Source organism: Streptomyces sp. NPDC026301, assembly GCF_055567935.1.
Window position 1 is genome coordinate 17,743 of the sequence record NZ_JBVHPN010000021.1, and the last position, 17,322, is coordinate 35,064.

The following is a 17,322-nucleotide window of genomic DNA, read 5'->3' on the forward strand; positions in this document are numbered from 1 at the left end:
GCGCGGGGTGTTGACAGCCTCATCCCACAAAGCGGGCAGGCACCGCAGCGCCTCCGTACCGCCTCCCGGCGCCGCCTACAGCCCGGCGCCGAGCAGCCGCGCGAGGAGGTCGACCAGCGGCGCGAGGGACGGCGGTACGCCGGCGGCGTCGGCCTTCGCCGCGGAGGTCATCACGGAGAGCAGCGCCACGAAGGAGACCACCGCCAGGGCCACGGCCCACCACGGCAGCCGCACGGGCCGGGCACCGGCCTTGGTGTGCCGGGTGTGAGCGGCGGACATGGGGATCGCCTCCGTGCGGTCGAGGGGACGGCGCGGCCGCCGTGCGGCCACGCCCACCGCGGCGGCGCGGTGTCCTTCGAACCTACGGTCCCGGGACCGCGCCGCCCATCAGGTGCGCCACCCACTTACCCCTGACCCCGGCCCCCTAAGGGACGGTGGGGACAGCCCTACCGAGGAAGCTTCACCGCGGTAGTCACTGAGGTCGTCGCATCGAGGCGGCCCCGCCGGCGCCGGGTCAGGGTGAGGCGATGCTGGCGATGATCCCCACCACGACGGTCACGGCGAGCATCGCGGTCAGGACGAGGAGCAGCTTCTTCTGTCCGCCCTGCGGATTCGGTTCGAGCACTGGCATGTCCCCAGTGTCGCAAACGCCGTGCGGGCGCGGGCCGCCGGTACCCACCGGTGCCGGTCCGGGTACGGATTACCGGCCCTCGTCCTCGATCCGGCGGTCCCGGCCGGCCAGCACGCCCACCGCGATCTGCGGCACCATCAGCCCCGCCATCAGCGCGATGGGCAGGCCCCAGCCGCCGCTGTGCTGGTACAGCGTGCCCACCAGGAGCGGCCCGGGGATGGAGATCAGGTAGCCGATGCACTGGGCGAAGGCGGAGAGCTTGACGACGCCCGCGGCGCTGCGGGCGCGCATGCCGATCATGGTGAGGGCGAGCGGGAAGGCGCAGTTCGATATGCCGAGCAGCAGCGCCCAGCCCCAGGCGCCGGCCGCGGGCGCCAGCCACAGTCCCGCGTACCCGACGAGCCCGCAGGTCCCGAGGAGCACGGCCAGCAGCCCCTGGTGCCGCATCCGGGCCGCCAGCCGCGGCAGCACGAAGGACAGCGGGATGCCCATGGCCATGGTGAGGGCGAGCAGCACGCCGGCGGTCCCGGCCGGCACGCCCGAATCGCGGAAGATCTGCGGCAGCCAGCCCATGGTGATGTACGCGGCGGTGGCCTGCAGGCCGAAGAAGACGGCCAGCGCCCAGGCGGTGGGCGAGCGGCTGATCCGGACGGCCGGGGCGTCCTCCTGGGGCGCGCCCGCCGCTGCCGGCGCCGCCTGGGGCGCGCGGTGCCGCAGTACGGCGAGCCACGGCACGACGGCGAGGACGCCGAGCACCGCCCAGACCGCGAGCCCGGCCTGCCAGCCGCCGCCGAGCGCGCCGGTGACCGGCACGGTGAGGGCGGCGGCGAGTGAGGTGCCCAGGGCCAGGGCCATGGAGTACAGCCCGGTCATCGAGCCGACCCGGTCGGGGAAGAAGGTCTTGATCACCACGGGCAGCAGGATGTTGCTGACCGCGATGCCGGCGAGCGCGAGGGCGCTGGCGGCGAGGAAGCCGGCCGTGCCGCCCGCGAAGGGGCGCACCACGACGCCGACCGCGATCGCCGCCATGCCGGCGCACACGATGGTGCCCGCGCCGAAGCGGCGGGCCAGCCGCGGTGCCGCGATGCCGAAGACGGCGAAGCAGAGAGCCGGTACGGAGGTGAGCAGGCCCGCGACGGTGCCGCTCATGCCGAGTCCGTCCCGCACCTCCTCCATGAGGGCGCCCAGGCTGGTGATGGCCGGGCGGAGGTTGAGCGCGGCGAGGACGAGACCGACGGTCAGGACCGCGCCGAGCCAGCGCGGTACGGGTACGGGCGCGGGGCCGCGGTCGAGCGGTTCGCCGCCGGGCGTCCGGGGGGTCTGTGGGGCCTCGGCCGTGGTGCCGAGGGTCGCGAGGTCGTCGTCTGCCATGGGTACATCATAGAATCATGGGATGAATGGTTGTCCAGGTGAGTGTCCAGGTGAGTCCCGTCTCCCGGCGACAGGCCGGAGAAGCATTGGCATCGGCGATGCCACGTTCGTGTCCGCGTCCGCTTCCGCGCCTCCAGGAGCGCCCGTATGCCGCTGACCTCACCCCGGCGTTCCGCCCTGTCCGACCAGGTGATCGCCCAGCTGCGCGCCCAGATCACCTCGGGCGAGTGGCCGGTCGGAGCGCGCATCCCCACCGAACCGGAGCTGGTCGAACAGCTCGGCGTGGCCCGCAACACCGTCCGCGAGGCGGTCCGGGCGCTGGCCCACAACGGCCTGCTGGACATCCGCCAGGGCTCCGGCACGTACGTCGTCGCCACCAGTGAGCTGGCGGGCGTGATGAACCGCAGGTTCGCCGAGGCCGACCCCCGGCACGTCGCGGAGCTGCGCAGCGCCCTGGAGGCGGAGGCCGCCCGGCGGGCCGCCGAGCGCCGTACCGAGGCCGACCTCAAGCAGCTGGACGCGGCGCTCCAGCGGCGGGAGCAGGCGTGGGAGTCCGGCGCCGCGGCCGCCTTCGTGGAGGCGGACGCCACGCTGCACATGGCGATCGTGGCGGCCTCGCACAACGAGGTACTGGCGGAGCTGTACGCGGACCTCGGCGGCGTACTGCGCGAGTTCCTCCGCGCCGACGTGGGCGACGAGCTGCGCCCGGAGTCGCACATGGACCACTCACGGCTGGTGGACGCGATCCGCGCGGGCGACGGCGAACGCGCGGCGACCGAGGCGAGCTCCCATCCGTACGGCTGCCGACCGGGCCGACTGCGGCAGGGCTGAGGGCGCTGCGATTCCGACCCCCACCCCTGCACGAAGGCCGTGGGGCCGTCGCACCTCGCGGTGCGGCGGCCCCACGGCCTTCAAGCGGTACGGGCCGGTCAGGCGCCCATCATGTGCACGCCGCCGTCGACGTGCACGATCTCGCCGGTGGTCTTCGGGAAGAAGTCCGACAGCAGGGCGACGACGCCGCGGCCTGCGGGCTCCGGGTCGGCCATGTCCCACTTCAGCGGGGAGCGGGTGTTCCAGACGTCCGCCAGCTCGGAGAAGCCCGGGATGGACTTGGCGGCCATCGAGCCGATCGGTCCGGCCGAGATCAGGTTGCAGCGGATGCCCTCGGGGCCGAGGTCACGCGCGAGGTAGCGCGAGGTGGCCTCCAGGGCGGCCTTGGCCGGGCCCATCCAGTCGTACTGCGGCCACGCGTACTGCGCGTCGAAGGTGAGGCCGACGACGGCGCTGCCCTCGCTGAGCAGCGGGCGGCAGGCCATGGTCAGCGACTTCAGCGAGAACGCCGAGACGTGCATCGCGGTCGAGACCGACTCGAAGGGCGTGTTGAGGAAGTTGCCGCCGAGCGCGTCCTGCGGGGCGAACCCGATGGAGTGCACGACGCCGTCGAGGCCGCCGAGCTCCTCGCGGACGATGCCCTCCAGGCGGGCCAGGTGCTCGTCGTTGGTCACGTCCAGCTCGATGACCTTGGCGGGCTTGGGCAGCTTCTTGGCGATGCGCTCGGTGAGGGTGGGCCGCGGGAACGCGGTGAGGATGACCTCGGCGCCCTGCTCCTGCGCGACCTTCGCCGCGTGGAAGGCGATGGAGGACTCCATCAGCACACCCGTGATCAGAATGCGCTTGCCGGCGAGGATTCCGCTCATATCGATCAGTGACCCATGCCCAATCCGCCGTCGACGGGAATGACGGCTCCAGTGATGTACGCGGCCTCGTCGGAGGCCAGGAAGCGGACCGAGGCGGCGATCTCCTCGGGCTGCGCGTAGCGCGCGAGCGGCACCTGCTTCACGATGTTCTCGCGCTGCTCATCGGTGAGCGCGCGGGTCATGTCCGTGTCGACGAAGCCGGGGGCCACGACGTTCACGGTGATGTTGCGGGAGCCCAGCTCGCGGGCGAGGGAGCGGGCGAAGCCGATCAGGCCCGCCTTGGAGGCCGCGTAGTTCGCCTGCCCCGCGGAGCCCAGCAGCCCCACGACGGACGAGATCAGCACGACCCGGCCCTTGCGCGCCCGCAGCATGGCCCGGTTGGCCCGCTTGACCACGCGGAACGTACCGGTGAGGTTGGTCTCCAGGACCGAGGCGAAGTCGTCCTCCGACATCCGCATCAGCAGCTGGTCACGGGTGACGCCGGCGTTGGCCACCAGCACCTCGACCGCGCCCTGCTTCTCCTCGATCTCCTTGTACGCCTGCTCGACCTGCTCCGTGTCGGTGATGTCGCACTTCACGGCCAAGAACCCCGCCGGGGGTTCGCCGGAGCGGTAGGTGATGGCGACCTTGTCGCCTGCCTCGGCGAAGGCGCGGGCGATGGCGAGGCCGATGCCGCGGTTGCCTCCGGTGACCAGAACCGAGCGGCTCAAGAGATCACCCTTTCCGTGTCCTGTCCGACGTGTGTTCCTTACGAAACTAGCGGTCACGAGCCCCATACGGAGAATCCACCTCGGACAGGGGCACATGCCGGTCACTGTGGGGTCCCTACAGAAGCGACGCAGCAGCGACCGCTCCGCGACCCGGCGAAGACCCGGCGAATCGCCGCGGTGAACCCGCCGGTCCCCGTGCGCACCCGGGGTCCGGCACGGCATGATGCGTGGCGCCGACCCCGGGAGGGATGCCGTGCCTACACCTCGTTCCCTTGACGAGAGCTTCCTCGCGCTGCCGTTGCGCGCGCTCGCCGATGCCGCGCTCGCGCGGGCCCGGGCGTTGGGGGCCGAGCATGCGGATTTCCGGCTGGAGCGGATCCGGTACGCGTCCTGGCGGCTGCGGGACGCGAAGACGGCCGGGTCCTCGGACAGGACCGACCTGGGGTACGCGGTGCGGGTCGTGCACGGCGGGGCCTGGGGGTTCGCGTCCGGTGTGGACCTGACCATGGACGCGGCGGCGCGGGTGGCGGCGCAGGCGGTGGCGATGGCCAAGCTGTCGGCGAAGGTGATCGACGCGGCGGGGTCGGAGGAGGTCGTCGAGCTCGCCGCGGAGCCCGCGTATCCGGACCGGACGTGGATCTCCTCGTACGAGGTCGATCCGTTCGACGTGCCGGACGCGGAGAAGACCGGGCTGCTGGCGGAGTGGAGCGGGCGGCTGCTGGCCGCGCCGGGCGTCACGCACGCGGACGCCTCGCTGCTCACGATCCGGGAGAACAAGTTCTACGCCGACACGGCGGGGACGACCACCACTCAGCAGCGGGTCCGGCTGCACCCGGAGCTGACGGCCGTCGCGGTGGACGACCGCAGCGGGGAGTTCGACTCGATGCGGACCATCGCGCCGCCGGTCGGCCGCGGCTGGGAGTACCTGACCGACGGGCGGTACGACTGGGACGCGGAGCTGGCGGAGATGCCGGAGCTGCTCGCGGAGAAGATGCGCGCGCCGAGCGTCCGGGCCGGGCGGTACGACCTGGTGGTGGACCCCTCCAACCTGTGGCTGACGATCCACGAGTCGATCGGGCACGCGACCGAGCTGGACCGGGCGCTGGGGTACGAGGCGGCGTACGCGGGCACCTCGTTCGCGACCTTCGACCAGCTGGGGAAGCTGGCGTACGGGTCGTCGCTGATGCACGTCACGGGCGACCGGACGGCCGAGCACGGGCTGGCGACGATCGGGTACGACGACGAGGGCGTGGCGGCGCAGTCCTGGGACCTGGTCAAGGACGGCGTCCTGGTCGGCTACCAGCTGGACCGCAGGATCGCGAAGCTGACCGGCTTCGAGCGGTCCAACGGGTGCGCGTACGCGGATTCGCCGTCCCATGTGCCGGTGCAGCGGATGGCGAACGTGTCGTTGCAGCCGGCGCCCGCGGGCCCGTCGACGCAGGAGCTGATCGCGGGCGTGGAGCACGGCATCTACGTGGTCGGCGACCGGTCCTGGTCCATCGACATGCAGCGGTACAACTTCCAGTTCACCGGGCAGCGGTTCTTCCGGATCGAGAACGGGCGGCTGGCGGGGCAGCTGCGGGACGTGGCGTACCAGGCCACCACCACCGACTTCTGGGGCTCGATGGCCGCGGTCGGCGGCCCGCAGACGTACGTACTGGGCGGCGCCTTCAACTGCGGCAAGGCCCAGCCGGGCCAGGTCGCCTCCGTCTCGCACGGCTGCCCTTCCGCTCTCTTCACGGGCGTCAACATCCTGAACACGACCCAGGAGGCCGGTCGATGAACGCTGACCACGGAATCGGCCGGGGGGCCGGGGGTCGTCCCCCGGGTCAGCACAGCCTGAACACGACCCAGGAGGCCGGTCGATGAGCACACGCCGTACGTCTCGTACTTCTCGTACGAGCGCGCCGCACGAGATGGTCGAGCGGGCGCTGGCGCTCTCGCGGGCCGACGGCTGCGTGGTCATCGCCGACGAGTCCACCACCGCCAACCTGCGCTGGGCGGGCAACGCGCTGACCACCAACGGCGTCACCCGGGGCCGCACGCTCACCGTGATCGCCACGGTGGACGGCAAGGAGGGCACCGCCTCGGGCGTCGTCTCGCGCGCCGCGGTCACCGCCGACGATCTGGAGGCGCTGGTGCGGGCCGCGGAGGCGGCCGCCGGGAGCGCGGGCCCCGCCGAGGACGCGCAGCCGCTCGTACCGGGCGGCGCGCCCTCCCCCGGCTTCACCGAGCCGCCCGCCGAGACCTCCTCCGAGGTGTTCGCCGACTTCGCGCCGGCGCTGGGCGAAGCCTTCCGGCGGGCCCGGGACGGCGGCCGCGAGCTGTACGGGTTCGCCAACCACGAGGTCGTGTCCTCGTACGTGGGCTCCTCCACCGGGCTGCGGCTGCGGCACGACCAGCCCACCGGCACGCTGGAGCTGAACGCCAAGTCGCCCGACCGCACCCGCTCGGCCTGGGCCGGCCGGGCCACCCGGGACTTCGCCGACGTGGACCCGCTGGCCATGGACGCCGACCTGGCACGGCGGCTGGCCTGGGCCGAGCGGCGGATCGAGCTGCCCGCCGGGCGGTACGAGACGCTGCTGCCGCCCACCGCCGTCGCCGACCTGCTCGTCTACCAGATGTGGTCCTCCGGGGCGCGGGACGCCGCCGAGGGGCGCACGGTCTTCGCGGCGCCCGGGGGCGGCACCCGGGTCGGCGAGAAGCTCTCCGGGCTGCCGCTGACGCTGCGCAGCGACCCGGGGGCCGCGGGCCTGGAGTGCGCGCCCTTCGTACTGGCGCACAGCTCCGGGGACGACGCCTCCGTCTTCGACAACGGGCTGCCGCTGGAGCCCACCGACTGGCTGCGGGACGGCGCGCTGAACCGGCTGGTCACCACCCGGCACAGCGCGGGCCTGACCGGCCTGCCGGTGGCCCCCGCGGTCGACAATCTGCTGCTGGACGCGGGCGGCACGAAGTCCCTGGACGAGCTGGTGGCCGGTACCGAGCGGGGGCTGCTGCTGACCTGCCTGTGGTACATCCGCGAGGTCGACCCGGCGACGCTGCTGCTCACGGGGCTGACCCGGGACGGCGTGTACCTCGTGGAGGGCGGCGAGGTGGTCGGCGAGGTGAACAACTTCCGGTTCAACGAGTCGCCGGTGGACCTGCTGGGGCGGGCGAGCGAGGCGGGCCGTACGGAGCGCACGCTGCCGCGCGAGTGGAGCGACTACTTCACGCGCGCCGCGATGCCCGCGCTGCGCATCCCGGACTTCAACATGAGCTCGGTGAGCCGGGGGGTGTGAGGCCGGGGCCTTTTGGGGCGCCGGCCTCCGGGGCGCGCGTATTTGTCGTACCGCGTGGCCGGCCTGTGGATACTCGGTCGGCCACGCTCCGTGCCCCTAATAGAATCGGTGCCGTCCTCCCGTTTGGGAACAACGACCGATCAGGAACGCCATGACACGCCTCGGCGAATCCGTCGCCCGCGCCAGCACGCTGCTCTCCGCAGACCTCTCCGTCGACGCCACCGTCGAGGAGCTGCTGAAGGAGACGGGCGCGCGGCGCTATCTCGACCTGACGGACCTGCCGGCCAAGGAGCAGGCCGCGCTGATCGCCGCGCGGACGGTCGAGGTGCTGCCGGGCGTGGACCAGCTCGCCGAGCGCATCGAGGAGCGAGCGGCCGCCGGCAAGAGCCTGCACATCAAGCTGGGCATCGACCCGACGGCCACCGACGTGCACCTGGGGCACGCGGTCCCGCTGATCGTCCTGTCCCGCTTCCAGCGGCTCGGCCACGACATCACGCTGATCATCGGCGACTTCACGGCCAAGATCGGCGACCCCTCGGGCCGCACGGCCGAGCGCCCGCCGCTGACCGACGAGGACATCGCGCACAATCTCGCCAGCTACCGCGACCAGGTCCGGCCGTTCTTCGACTTCGAGAAGGTCAGCTTCCGGCAGAACAGCGAGTGGCTGGCGCCGTACACCTTCCCCGAGCTGCTGAGCCTGCTGTCCAAGGTGCCCGCCTCCCAGCTGCTGCAGCGCGAGGACTTCCGTACGCGCCTTGCGGACGGCTCCGGGCTGACCATGACGGAGATGCTGTACCCGATCGCGCAGGGCCTGGACTCCGTGGCGCTGGAGTGCGACGTGGAGCTGGGCGGTGCCGACCAGCTGCTGAACCTCCAGATGGGCCGCAAGCTCATGGAGCTCAAGGGCCAGCAGCCGCAGCTGGTCGTCACGATGCCACTGATCGAGGGCACGGACGGCACGGGCGCGAAGATGTCCAAGTCCAAGGGCAACTACGTCGGTCTGAACGCCCCGGCCGAGGACGTCTTCGGCAAGATCATGTCGGTCCCGGACCGGCTGATGGAGCCGTACCTCAAGGCGTGGACGGAGTGGACGGACGAGGAGATCGCCCAGGTCCTGGCCCGCATCGCGGCGAAGTCGCTGCACCCGATGGATCTGAAGAAGATCCTCGCGGGTGAGGTCGTGACCGCGCTGTACGGCATCGAGGCGGCGATGGCGGCCCGCGCCGGGTTCGTCGCGCAGTTCTCCAAGAAGTCCTTCGCCGATGTCGGCACGCTGCCGTCGGTGGACCTCGCCGAGCACGGCGCGGAGACGGTGGCCACGGTGCTGACCAAGGTGCTGGAGTTCACGCAGAGTGCGTCGGCGGCCCGCCGGCTGGCGAAGCAGAACGCGCTGCGGCTGGTCATCGAGACCGAGTCGGGCCAGGAGACGGTCGTACTGGCCGAGGCCGACGCGATCCGCCCGCTGGCCGAGGTACTGGCGGAGAAGCTGGCCGCGACGCCCGGCACGCCGTACCTCAAGGCCGGCCGCAAGCTGGCCCAGGTGGAGGGCGCGTAAGCCGTCACGGGGCCGGCCGCGGAGCCGGCTCAGGCCCGGGGCGCGTAACCCGGTACGGGGCCGCACATGACGGTCCCGTGCCGGACCGCTCCCGCGGACCCGATGTGCCGGACCGCTCCCGCGGGCCCGATGTGCGGGTCCGCGGGAGCGGAATGGTGCGGCGTGGTCACGCCTGCTGGTGCCGGTGTTTCCTCCCGCGCACCGTGGCCCACAGCCGGCTGCCCACGCCGACGACGATCACCGCGCCGATCAGCTGCAGCAGATGCCGGGTCCAGTCGATGCCCTTCGTGTCCGCGACTCCGATGCCGGTGGCCGCCCAGTTGCCCAGGACGCTGCCGAGCATGCCGAAGATCACCGTCAGCCAGAGCGGGATCGCCTGCTTCCCTGGGATGAGCGCCCTCGCGATCACACCCAGGACCAGACCCAGGATGATGGCCCACAACCAATTCATGTCGCCTCCTAGTGGGGCGCGGTGTACAAGGCCGTGCATCGTTCAGTTTCATACCGCCACCCGTACGGCGCACGCCGGAGCGGTCTGTACGTATGACGCCGGTATGTACCCCGCCGGGCGTATCGCGCCCCGGTCTCGAAGGCGGCGCAGGCCCGGCGTAACGTGGGACAGGTCCGGCATTGGCGTGTGCCCGGTATGACAACAGGTGGTGGAACGTGATGCGGAAGCAGAGCAGTGCCCAGTCCTTCCGGATCACGGGAGCCCGCCAGGGGCTGACCGAGGACGTCCGTGGGCGGCAGCGACGCTACGTGATCTCGATGTCGGTACGGACGGTGGCGGTGATACTCACCGCCGTGCTCTGGAACGTCGAGCGGCCCATCGCCATTATCACCCTGATCGCGGGTCTGGTGCTGCCGTACATCGCGGTCGTCATCGCCAACGCGGGCCGGGAGAACGTCACTTCGCTTCCCTCGACCTTCATAGCGGCCCCGTCCCGGCCGATGCTGACCACGTCGGCCGAGGACGCACCGCGGCCGGCCGACGGCACACCGCGGGAGCCGGGCGCGGAAGGCGGCCCGGGAGCGGGGCGGACGGACTCCGCCGAGCAGCGCGGCGAGCACGGCTGATCTGCCGACGATCCGCAAAGCTCAAGAAAAGCTCAGATCAATCATGTGGTTCCGGTGCACCCGGCACGGTCCCCCGTGACATACTTCGTACGCGCTCCGCATCCCCCGTCGGAGCGACGGACCGACGCCGGGCGGCTCCCCCCGTGGCTGCCCGGCGTCGCCACGTCCGGATCCGGAAGTGCCGGATCAGGGGCATCGTAGGGTTGAGGCTGTGAACTCCCCCGATAACACAGTGATCTGCTCCGCCAAGGGCTGCCGTGCGGCCGCGGTGTGGGTACTGGCCTGGAACAACCCGAAGCTGCACACGCCCGACCGGCGCAAGACCTGGCTCGCGTGCGAGGAGCACCGCGAGCACCTCTCCCAATTCCTCGGCGTCCGCGGCTTCCTGAAGGACGTCGTGACGCTGGAGGAGTGGGAGAAGGCGTCGCCCGAGGAGGGCTGAGGGCCCGCACCGGCCGCGTCGGCCGAGGAGAGCTGAGCGCCCGCACCGGCCGCTCGGAGCCAGCGCCGGCCCGGCACCCGCGTCCGCCCGGCACTCGCTTCCGTCCGGCACTGCGTCCGCGTCGGCTCTCAGCCGCCGATCGCCGACATCGGCCGCTCCGGCTGCAGGAAGCTCGGGTCGTCCAGGCCCGAGCCCGCCTTCTTCCCCCACATCGCGAGCTTCCATATGCGCGCGATCTCCTCGTCCGGCGCGTCCGAGCGCAGCGCGGCCCGCAGGTCCGTCTCCTCCGTGGCGAACAGGCACGTCCGCACCTGGCCGTCGGCGGTCAGCCGCGTACGGTCGCAGGCGCGGCAGAAGGGGCGGGTCACCGAGGCGATGACGCCGACGCGGTGCGGCCCGCCGTCGACGAGCCAGCGCTCGGCGGGCGCGGAGCCGCGCTCGTCCTGGCCCTCGGGGGTCAGCGCGAAGCGGGTGCGCAGCGAGGCGAGGATGTCGCCCGCGGTGATCATGCCGTCGCGCTTCCAGCCGTGCTGGGCGTCGAGCGGCATCTGCTCGATGAAGCGGAGCTCGTAGTCGTTCTCCACGGCCCAGGCGAGGAGGTCGGGGGCTTCGTCGTCGTTCAGCCCCGGCATGAGGACGGAATTGACCTTGACGGGGGTGAGGCCGGCGGCGCGGGCCGCCTCCAGGCCCCGCAGTACGTCGGCGTGGCGCTTGCGGCGGGTCAGGGTCTGGAAGACGTCGGGGCGCAGGGTGTCCAGCGAGACGTTGACCCGGTCCAGGCCGGCGTCGCGCAGCGCGGCGGCGGTGCGCTCCAGGCCGATGCCGTTGGTGGTCAGCGACATCCGGGGGCGCTTCTCCAGCGCCGCGACGCGCTCGACGATGCCGACGAGGCCGGGGCGGAGCAGCGGCTCGCCGCCGGTGAAGCGGACCTCTTCGATCCCGAGGTCGGTGACGGCGACGCGGATGAGGCGGACGATTTCGTCGTCCGTGAGCAGGTCCGGCTTGGCCAGCCATTGCAGGCCTTCTTCGGGCATGCAGTACGTGCACCGCAGGTTGCACCGGTCGGTCAGTGAAACCCGCAGGTCGGTGGCTACTCGCCCGTATGTGTCGATGAGCACGAGGCCCCCTCCCCCGGTGGCGGATCAGTGTGTTGTCGAGCCTACGCGATGGGTGTGACAACGAGCAGGGACCCGATGTCACGATGCGGGACCGGCCGCGTCGTAGGGATCTACGACGCGGCCGGTGCTCCGCCTGCGGGAATCGGGGGTCAGTGCGCTCCGGTGCCGGTCAGGGACCGCACCTCCAGCTCGGCGTACTTGGCGGCGTCCGGCTCCTCCTTGGAGAGCAGGGACCCGAGCCAGCCGAGCAGGAAGCCCAGCGGGATGGAGACCAGGCCCGGGTTCTCCAGCGGGAAGAAGTGGAAGTCCACGCCGGGGAACATCGAGGTCTCCTTGCCGGAGACGACCGGCGAGAAGAGCACGAGGAGGACCGAGGAGGCCAGGCCGCCGTAGATCGACCACAGCGCCCCCGAGGTGGTGAAGCGCTTCCAGAAGAGGCTGTAGAGGATCGTGGGCAGGTTGGCGGAGGCGGCGACCGCGAAGGCCAGCGCGACCAGGCCGGCGACGTTCAGGCCGCGTGCGAAGACGCCGAGGACGATCGCGGCGGCGCCGATGCCGACGGTGGCCCATCGGGCCGCCCGTACCTCCTCCTTCTCCGACGCCTTCCCCTTCTTGATCACGTTGACGTACAGGTCGTGCGCGAAGGACGAGGACGAGGCGAGGGTGAGGCCCGCGACCACGGCGAGGATGGTGGCGAAGGCGACCGCCGAGATCACGGCGAGCAGGATGGCGCCGCCGGTGGAGTCGGCGCCGCCGCCGATCTCCTGGGCGAGCAGCGGGGCCGCGGTGTTGCCCGCCGGGTTGGACGCGATGATCGTCTCGGGCTTGATGAGGGCCGCGGCGCCGAAGCCGAGCGCGATGGTCATCAGGTAGAAGACGCCGATGATGCCGATGGCCCAGTTCACGGACTTACGGGCGGCCTTGGCCGTGGGCACGGTGTAGAAGCGGATGAGGATGTGCGGCAGGCCCGCGGTGCCCAGGACCAGGGCGATGCCCAGCGAGAGGAAGTCGATCTTCGAGGTGGCGGTGGCGCCGTACTTCAGGCCCGGCTCCAGGAAGGCCGCGCCCTTGCCGCTCTCCTTGGCGGCCTCGCCGAGCAGCGTGGAGATGTTGAAGTCGAACTTGAGCAGCACCAGGAACGTGATCAGCAGGGTGCCCGCGATCAGCAGGACGGCCTTGACCATCTGCACCCAGGTGGTGCCCTTCATGCCGCCGATGGAGACGTAAAGGATCATCACGAGGCCGACCAGGACGACGACGAGGATCTTGCCGGTCTCGCTGGTGATGCCGAGGAGCAGCGTGACGAGCGCGCCCGCGCCCGCCATCTGCGCCAGCAGGTAGAAGATCGAGACGACGATGGTGGAGACGCCCGCCGCGGTGCGCACGGGGCGCTGCCGCATCCGGTACACGAGGACGTCGCCCATCGTGAAGCGGCCGGAGTTCCGCAGCGGCTCGGCGACCAGCAGCAGCGCGACCAGCCAGGCGACGAGGAAGCCGATGGAGTACAGGAAGCCGTCGTACCCGAAGAGGGCGATGGCGCCCGCGATGCCGAGGAAGGACGCGGCGGACATGTAGTCGCCGGAGATGGCCAGGCCGTTCTGGAAGCCGGAGAACTGGCGGCCGCCGGCGTAGAAGTCCTCGGCGCCCTTGGTCTGCCGCCCCGCCCACACGGTGATGCCGAGGGTGGCGGCCACGAAGACCGCGAAGAGCGTGATGATCAGCGGCCGGTGCTGGGTCGCGCCCTCGGCGGCGAGCTGGTACGTCAGGTGGCTCATGCGTCGCCCTCCACACGCGGGGTGCCGCCCTCCAGGCGGCTCTTGATCGCCTCGGCCTTCGGGTCGAGCTTCGCGGCGGCGTGCCGCGAGTACCACCAGGCGATGAGGAAGGTCGTCACGAACTGGGCGAGGCCGAGGACGAGCGCGACGTTGATGTTGCCGAGGACCTTGGTGCCCATGAAGCCGCCCGCGTAGTTGCTGAGCAGCACGTACAGCAGGTACCAGAGGATGAAGGCGACGGTCAGCGGGAAGGCGAACGAGCGGTAGGAGCGGCGCAGTTCGGTGAACTCCGCGCCGGACTGCACCTCGGTGAAGGGCGGTGCCTCATGGGGCGCGTCGTGCTGCGCCTCGTGCTCCTCGTGCGGCCCGGGGTCGGCGGGCGGCTGGGCGGCGGTGCTCACGCGGTCTCCTGTTTTCTCACGGTGCGGCTTTCCTGGCGAGTTCTGTCGCGCGGTGTGCGGGGCGTTCCGTCGCGCGCTCTGTGGGGGCGTTCTGCGGGGCGTTCTGCGGGGCGTTTCGTCGAACGACATAAAGTTCAGATCAGTGATCCGGATCACGCATGCTAGAGGGGCACGGCCGCCTTACGACAGGGGGCAGGGCCTGAAATCCCCAGGAAACCGGGGGGTGCGGCCGCCACCGCCGGCACGCCGGATCGTTGTCCGGGTGTGACGCCTTCGCCGCCCCGGCAGCCACCAGGACCGGGCCGACTCCCGTACGGCGCCGTGCGGTTGTCCTCCCCCGTCGCCCTCGCGCCTCCCGCGCCACCCCGTCCCACCTGCGCCGTTGCCCGCCGCTGGGACGGCAGACGGATCGCGCTGCCGCTGCTGAGCTTCGGAACGCTGCGCCGTCCCCGGTGTGGTTGACGGACCCCGCTCCTGCGGCAGTTGACGGGTTTTCTTTGCCGTCCATTGAACTGTCCGGGTGATCACGGTTAGCTTCACTCGTCATGAACCGGCTCGCGCGCGACCTGCCCGCGAGCGGTCAGAGATGATGTGGAGTACCCCCATGGCACATCTGAGATCCAGACGGGTGCGCGCGCTCGCCGTACCGGTCGGACTGGCCCTCGTCGCGTCCCTCGGCTTCCTCCCGCAGGCGGCCACCGCCGCCCCTCAGGAGGAGTCCCGGGCCACGGTCACCACCGACGGCCCGCTGCTCTCGTACGTCGTCAACGCCACCCCGGGCAAGTCCTCGGTGGCCAGGGTCGGCAAGGAGATACGTGCCGCCGGCGGCACGGTGGTCGTCGCCCACGAGAAGATAGGCGTGATCGTCGTCCACTCGGCGAACCCGAAGTTCGCCGAGACGATACGCACGGTGCGCGGCGTCCAGTCGGCCGGCGCCACCCGCACCGCCCCCTTGAAGCCCTCCGGCACCACCGACATCGGCAAGCCGCAGAAGGCCGACCTGACCAAGGCCGCCCGTACGGCGGGCGCCCGCGCCAAGGCCGCCGGCGAGGAGCCCCTGGAGTCCCTCCAGTGGGACCTGCCCGCCATCAAGGCCGACCAGGCCGCGAAGGTGAACCCGGGCAGCAGGAAGGTCACCGTCGCCGTCATCGACACCGGCGTGGACGACACCCACCCGGACCTGAAGCCCAACTTCTCCGCCCAGCAGTCCGCCAGTTGCGTGGGCGGCGTGGCCGACACCACCCCCGGCTCCTGGCGTCCGTGGAACCCGGCCGAGGACTACCACGGCACCCACGTCGCGGGCACGATCGCCGCGGCGCGCAACGGTGTCGGCGTGGCCGGCGTCGCGCCGGGCGTGAAGATCTCCGCCATCAAGGTCAGCGAGCCCGAGACGAGCCTGTTCTACGCCGAGAGCGTGGTCTGTGCCTTCGTCTTCGCGGCCGACCACGGCGTCGAGGTCACCAACAACAGCTATTACGTCGACCCGTGGATGTTCAACTGCAAGAGCGACGCCGATCAGGGCGCCATTGTCGACGCGGTGGGCCGGGCGGCCAAGTACGCCGAGCGCAAGGGCGCGATCAACGTCGCCGCGGCCGGCAACTCCAACCTCGACCTGGCGGCCAAGGAGCTGACCGACAAGTCGAGCCCGAACGACAGCACTCCGGTGGAGCGGAAGATCAACCCGGCCGAGTGCTGGGACGTGCCCACCCAGCTCCCGGGCACCGTCACGGTCGCCGCGACCGGCGTGAAGAAGCTCAAGTCGTACTACTCCAACTACGGCAACGGCGTGATCGACGTGGCCGCGCCGGGCGGTGACAGCCGGCAGGTCCCCGACCTCCCCGCGAAGAACGGCAACATCCTCTCCACCATGCCGGGCGGCGACTGGGCCTACCTGGCGGGCACTTCGATGGCCAGCCCGCACGTGGCCGGCGTCGCGGCGCTGGTGAAGAGCGCGCACCCCGACAGCAGCCCGCAGGAGATCCAGTGGCTGCTGAAGAAGGACGCCGACAACCCGGGCTGCCCCCAGGGTGACGCGACGTGCACCGGTACTCAGCACGTCAACGGCCACTACGGCTACGGCATCGTGGACGCGCTGGACGCCGTCGAGCAGCACTGAGCGAGCGGCGCCGGGGCCCGTGGAGCCGGGCCCCGGCGGCCGTGACCGTTACGGCTACAGCCACGGCTACGGCCGTACCAGTACCTTCAGCGCCCTGCGCTCGTCCATCGCGCGGTATCCCTCCGGCACCCCGTCCAGGTCCACCGACACGTCGAAGAGCGGCGAGGGGTCGACGGTGCCGTCCAGGACGTCCGGCAGCAGCTCGGGGATGTACGTGCGTACCGGTGCCACGCCGCCGCGCACCGCGATGTTCCGCCCGAACGTCACGCTCAGGTCCAGGCCGTTGCCGCTGCCGTGCGGCACCCCGACGTAGCCGATCGCGCCGCCCGGCCGGGCGATCTCCACCGCGGTGCGCATCGACTGCTCCGTGCCGACCGCCTCGATCACCGCGTGCGCGCCGTGCCCGTCGGTCAGCTCCCGCACCGCGGCCGCCGCCTCGTCGCCGCGCTCGGCGACCACCTCGCTCGCCCCGAAGGCCCGCGCGAGGTCCGTACGCGAGCGGTGCCGCCCCAGGATGATGATCCGCTCCGCGCCCAGCCGCCGGGCGGCCAGCACCCCGCACAGCCCCACCGCGCCGTCCCCGACCACCGCGACCGTCGCGCCCGGCCGGACGCCCGCGCCCAGCGCCGCGTGGTGCCCGGTGCCCAGCACGTCGGCCAGGGAGAGCAGCGCGGTCAGCAGCCGGTCGTCACCAGCTGCTGCGGCGGGCAGTTTCACCAGCGTGGCGTCGGCATACGGGACGCGCACCGCCTCGCCCTGGCCGCCGTCCGAGCCGGGCGTGCCCCAGGCGCCGCCGTTGACGCAGGAGGTGGTCAGCCCGTCGGCGCAGTAGTCGCAGGTACCGTCGGACCAGGTGAAGGGCGCCACGACGAGGTCGCCCGGCGCGACGGTGACGACGTCGTCACCGGTGTCGGTCACCGTCCCGAGGAACTCGTGGCCGGTGCGCTGCCCCGGCTCGCGGGGCGACTCGCCCCGGTACGGCCACAGGTCGCTGCCGCAGATGCAGGCCCGCGCCACCTGGACCACCGCGTCCTGCGGCCGGCGCAGCGCGGCGTCCGGCACCTCCTCGACGCGGATGTCGCGGGGCGCGTGGAGAGTGCTGGCTCGCATGGCGGGGAGTCCTCGCTGTCCGGGGCGTGCCCCGGCCC

General features: G+C 71.8%; 17 protein-coding genes. 7 read left to right on the plus strand and 10 right to left on the minus strand.

All coding sequences use genetic code 11. The annotated features are described in order from the left end of the window. Positions 1-75: 75 nt before the first annotated feature. From ACZ4MH_RS29300 to ACZ4MH_RS29310, 3 genes are all read right to left on the minus strand, one after another. Positions 76-279: a hypothetical protein gene (locus tag ACZ4MH_RS29300; RefSeq protein WP_351596269.1), complete on the minus strand. Its 204-nt coding sequence runs from the start codon at positions 277-279 to the stop codon at positions 76-78. A 235-nt stretch (positions 280-514) separates the two neighbouring features. Next, entirely contained in the window at positions 515-631 is a 117-nt protein-coding gene (locus ACZ4MH_RS29305; RefSeq protein ID WP_351596266.1) for an SGM_5486 family transporter-associated protein, read from the minus strand. Between the two features lie 69 nt (positions 632-700). Continuing rightward, on the minus strand, positions 701-2,002 hold the full coding sequence (locus tag ACZ4MH_RS29310; RefSeq protein WP_351596264.1) for a CynX/NimT family MFS transporter: 1,302 nt from the start codon (positions 2,000-2,002) through the stop codon (positions 701-703). A 147-nt stretch (positions 2,003-2,149) separates the two neighbouring features. Between ACZ4MH_RS29310 and ACZ4MH_RS29315 the strand changes: the two genes are divergently transcribed. Further along, a complete protein-coding gene (locus ACZ4MH_RS29315; RefSeq protein ID WP_351596261.1) occupies positions 2,150-2,833 on the plus strand; it encodes a FadR/GntR family transcriptional regulator in 684 nt (227 codons plus the stop codon). A 98-nt stretch (positions 2,834-2,931) separates the two neighbouring features. On the opposite strand, the gene fabI is transcribed toward ACZ4MH_RS29315, so the two are convergent. Continuing rightward, positions 2,932-3,699, minus strand: a complete 768-nt coding sequence (gene fabI, locus ACZ4MH_RS29320; RefSeq protein WP_351596258.1) for an enoyl-ACP reductase FabI — start codon at positions 3,697-3,699, stop codon at positions 2,932-2,934. Positions 3,700-3,704: 5 nt separating this feature from the next. Continuing rightward, entirely contained in the window at positions 3,705-4,409 is a 705-nt protein-coding gene (gene fabG, locus ACZ4MH_RS29325; protein WP_351596255.1) for a 3-oxoacyl-[acyl-carrier-protein] reductase, read from the minus strand. Positions 4,410-4,662: 253 nt separating this feature from the next. Between fabG and ACZ4MH_RS29330 the strand changes: the two genes are divergently transcribed. The 3 genes from ACZ4MH_RS29330 (at position 4,663) to tyrS (ending at position 9,245) form a co-directional block, all read left to right on the plus strand. Next, on the plus strand, positions 4,663-6,192 hold the full coding sequence (locus ACZ4MH_RS29330; protein ID WP_467754765.1) for a TldD/PmbA family protein: 1,530 nt from the start codon (positions 4,663-4,665) through the stop codon (positions 6,190-6,192). Between the two features lie 82 nt (positions 6,193-6,274). Next, positions 6,275-7,690 carry a metallopeptidase TldD-related protein gene (locus tag ACZ4MH_RS29335; RefSeq protein WP_351596252.1) on the plus strand — a complete coding sequence of 472 codons (1,416 nt, stop codon included), beginning with the start codon at positions 6,275-6,277 and terminating at the stop codon, positions 7,688-7,690. A gap of 151 nt (positions 7,691-7,841) precedes the next feature. Beyond that, on the plus strand, positions 7,842-9,245 hold the full coding sequence (tyrS, locus tag ACZ4MH_RS29340) for a tyrosine--tRNA ligase (protein ID WP_351596249.1): 1,404 nt from the start codon (positions 7,842-7,844) through the stop codon (positions 9,243-9,245). Positions 9,246-9,411: 166 nt separating this feature from the next. Here the strand turns inward: tyrS and ACZ4MH_RS29345 are convergent, their stop codons facing one another. Beyond that, complete coding sequence (locus ACZ4MH_RS29345; protein WP_351596246.1) at positions 9,412-9,696, minus strand: GlsB/YeaQ/YmgE family stress response membrane protein; 285 nt, start codon at positions 9,694-9,696, stop codon at positions 9,412-9,414. 218 nt (positions 9,697-9,914) lie between these two features. Here ACZ4MH_RS29345 and ACZ4MH_RS29350 point away from each other — a divergent pair, with 218 nt between their 5' ends. After that, on the plus strand, positions 9,915-10,322 hold the full coding sequence (locus ACZ4MH_RS29350; RefSeq protein WP_351596243.1) for a DUF3099 domain-containing protein: 408 nt from the start codon (positions 9,915-9,917) through the stop codon (positions 10,320-10,322). 211 nt (positions 10,323-10,533) lie between these two features. After that, entirely contained in the window at positions 10,534-10,764 is a 231-nt protein-coding gene (locus ACZ4MH_RS29355; protein WP_351596240.1) for a hypothetical protein, read from the plus strand. 128 nt (positions 10,765-10,892) lie between these two features. Here the strand turns inward: ACZ4MH_RS29355 and moaA are convergent, their stop codons facing one another. The 3 genes from moaA to ACZ4MH_RS29370 all read right to left on the minus strand — a co-directional run bounded on the left by moaA (position 10,893) and on the right by ACZ4MH_RS29370 (position 14,058). Then, positions 10,893-11,882, minus strand: coding sequence for a GTP 3',8-cyclase MoaA (gene moaA / locus ACZ4MH_RS29360; RefSeq protein WP_351596237.1), 990 nt, complete (start codon positions 11,880-11,882; stop codon positions 10,893-10,895). A 149-nt stretch (positions 11,883-12,031) separates the two neighbouring features. Then, positions 12,032-13,657: a solute symporter family protein gene (locus ACZ4MH_RS29365; RefSeq protein ID WP_351596234.1), complete on the minus strand. Its 1,626-nt coding sequence runs from the start codon at positions 13,655-13,657 to the stop codon at positions 12,032-12,034. Continuing rightward, positions 13,654-14,058 carry a DUF485 domain-containing protein gene (locus ACZ4MH_RS29370; RefSeq protein WP_467754766.1) on the minus strand — a complete coding sequence of 135 codons (405 nt, stop codon included), beginning with the start codon at positions 14,056-14,058 and terminating at the stop codon, positions 13,654-13,656. The genes ACZ4MH_RS29365 and ACZ4MH_RS29370 overlap by 4 nt, the downstream gene beginning before the upstream one ends. Positions 14,059-14,662: 604 nt before the next feature. Between ACZ4MH_RS29370 and ACZ4MH_RS29375 the strand changes: the two genes are divergently transcribed. Further along, positions 14,663-16,174, plus strand: a complete 1,512-nt coding sequence (locus ACZ4MH_RS29375) for a S8 family serine peptidase (RefSeq protein WP_351596231.1) — start codon at positions 14,663-14,665, stop codon at positions 16,172-16,174. Between the two features lie 66 nt (positions 16,175-16,240). Here ACZ4MH_RS29375 and ACZ4MH_RS29380 read toward each other — a convergent pair whose 3' ends face one another. Then, entirely contained in the window at positions 16,241-17,284 is a 1,044-nt protein-coding gene (locus ACZ4MH_RS29380; RefSeq protein ID WP_351596228.1) for a zinc-dependent alcohol dehydrogenase family protein, read from the minus strand. Positions 17,285-17,322 lie beyond the last annotated feature (38 nt).

What these genes read in the sequence shown, in the direction of transcription:
- ACZ4MH_RS29300 (WP_351596269.1), bottom strand. Translation starts at nt 279, where the DNA reads ATGTCCGCCGCTCACACCCGGCACACCAAGGCCGGTGCCCGGCCCGTG.
- ACZ4MH_RS29305 (WP_351596266.1), bottom strand. Translation starts at nt 631, where the DNA reads ATGCCAGTGCTCGAACCGAATCCGCAGGGCGGACAGAAGAAGCTGCTC.
- ACZ4MH_RS29310 (WP_351596264.1), bottom strand. Translation starts at nt 2,002, where the DNA reads ATGGCAGACGACGACCTCGCGACCCTCGGCACCACGGCCGAGGCCCCA.
- ACZ4MH_RS29315 (WP_351596261.1), top strand. Translation starts at nt 2,150, where the DNA reads ATGCCGCTGACCTCACCCCGGCGTTCCGCCCTGTCCGACCAGGTGATC.
- fabI (WP_351596258.1), bottom strand. Translation starts at nt 3,699, where the DNA reads ATGAGCGGAATCCTCGCCGGCAAGCGCATTCTGATCACGGGTGTGCTG.
- ACZ4MH_RS29335 (WP_351596252.1), top strand. Translation starts at nt 6,275, where the DNA reads ATGAGCACACGCCGTACGTCTCGTACTTCTCGTACGAGCGCGCCGCAC.
- tyrS (WP_351596249.1), top strand. Translation starts at nt 7,842, where the DNA reads ATGACACGCCTCGGCGAATCCGTCGCCCGCGCCAGCACGCTGCTCTCC.
- ACZ4MH_RS29345 (WP_351596246.1), bottom strand. Translation starts at nt 9,696, where the DNA reads ATGAATTGGTTGTGGGCCATCATCCTGGGTCTGGTCCTGGGTGTGATC.
- ACZ4MH_RS29350 (WP_351596243.1), top strand. Translation starts at nt 9,915, where the DNA reads ATGCGGAAGCAGAGCAGTGCCCAGTCCTTCCGGATCACGGGAGCCCGC.
- ACZ4MH_RS29365 (WP_351596234.1), bottom strand. Translation starts at nt 13,657, where the DNA reads ATGAGCCACCTGACGTACCAGCTCGCCGCCGAGGGCGCGACCCAGCAC.
- ACZ4MH_RS29375 (WP_351596231.1), top strand. Translation starts at nt 14,663, where the DNA reads ATGGCACATCTGAGATCCAGACGGGTGCGCGCGCTCGCCGTACCGGTC.
- ACZ4MH_RS29380 (WP_351596228.1), bottom strand. Translation starts at nt 17,284, where the DNA reads ATGCGAGCCAGCACTCTCCACGCGCCCCGCGACATCCGCGTCGAGGAG.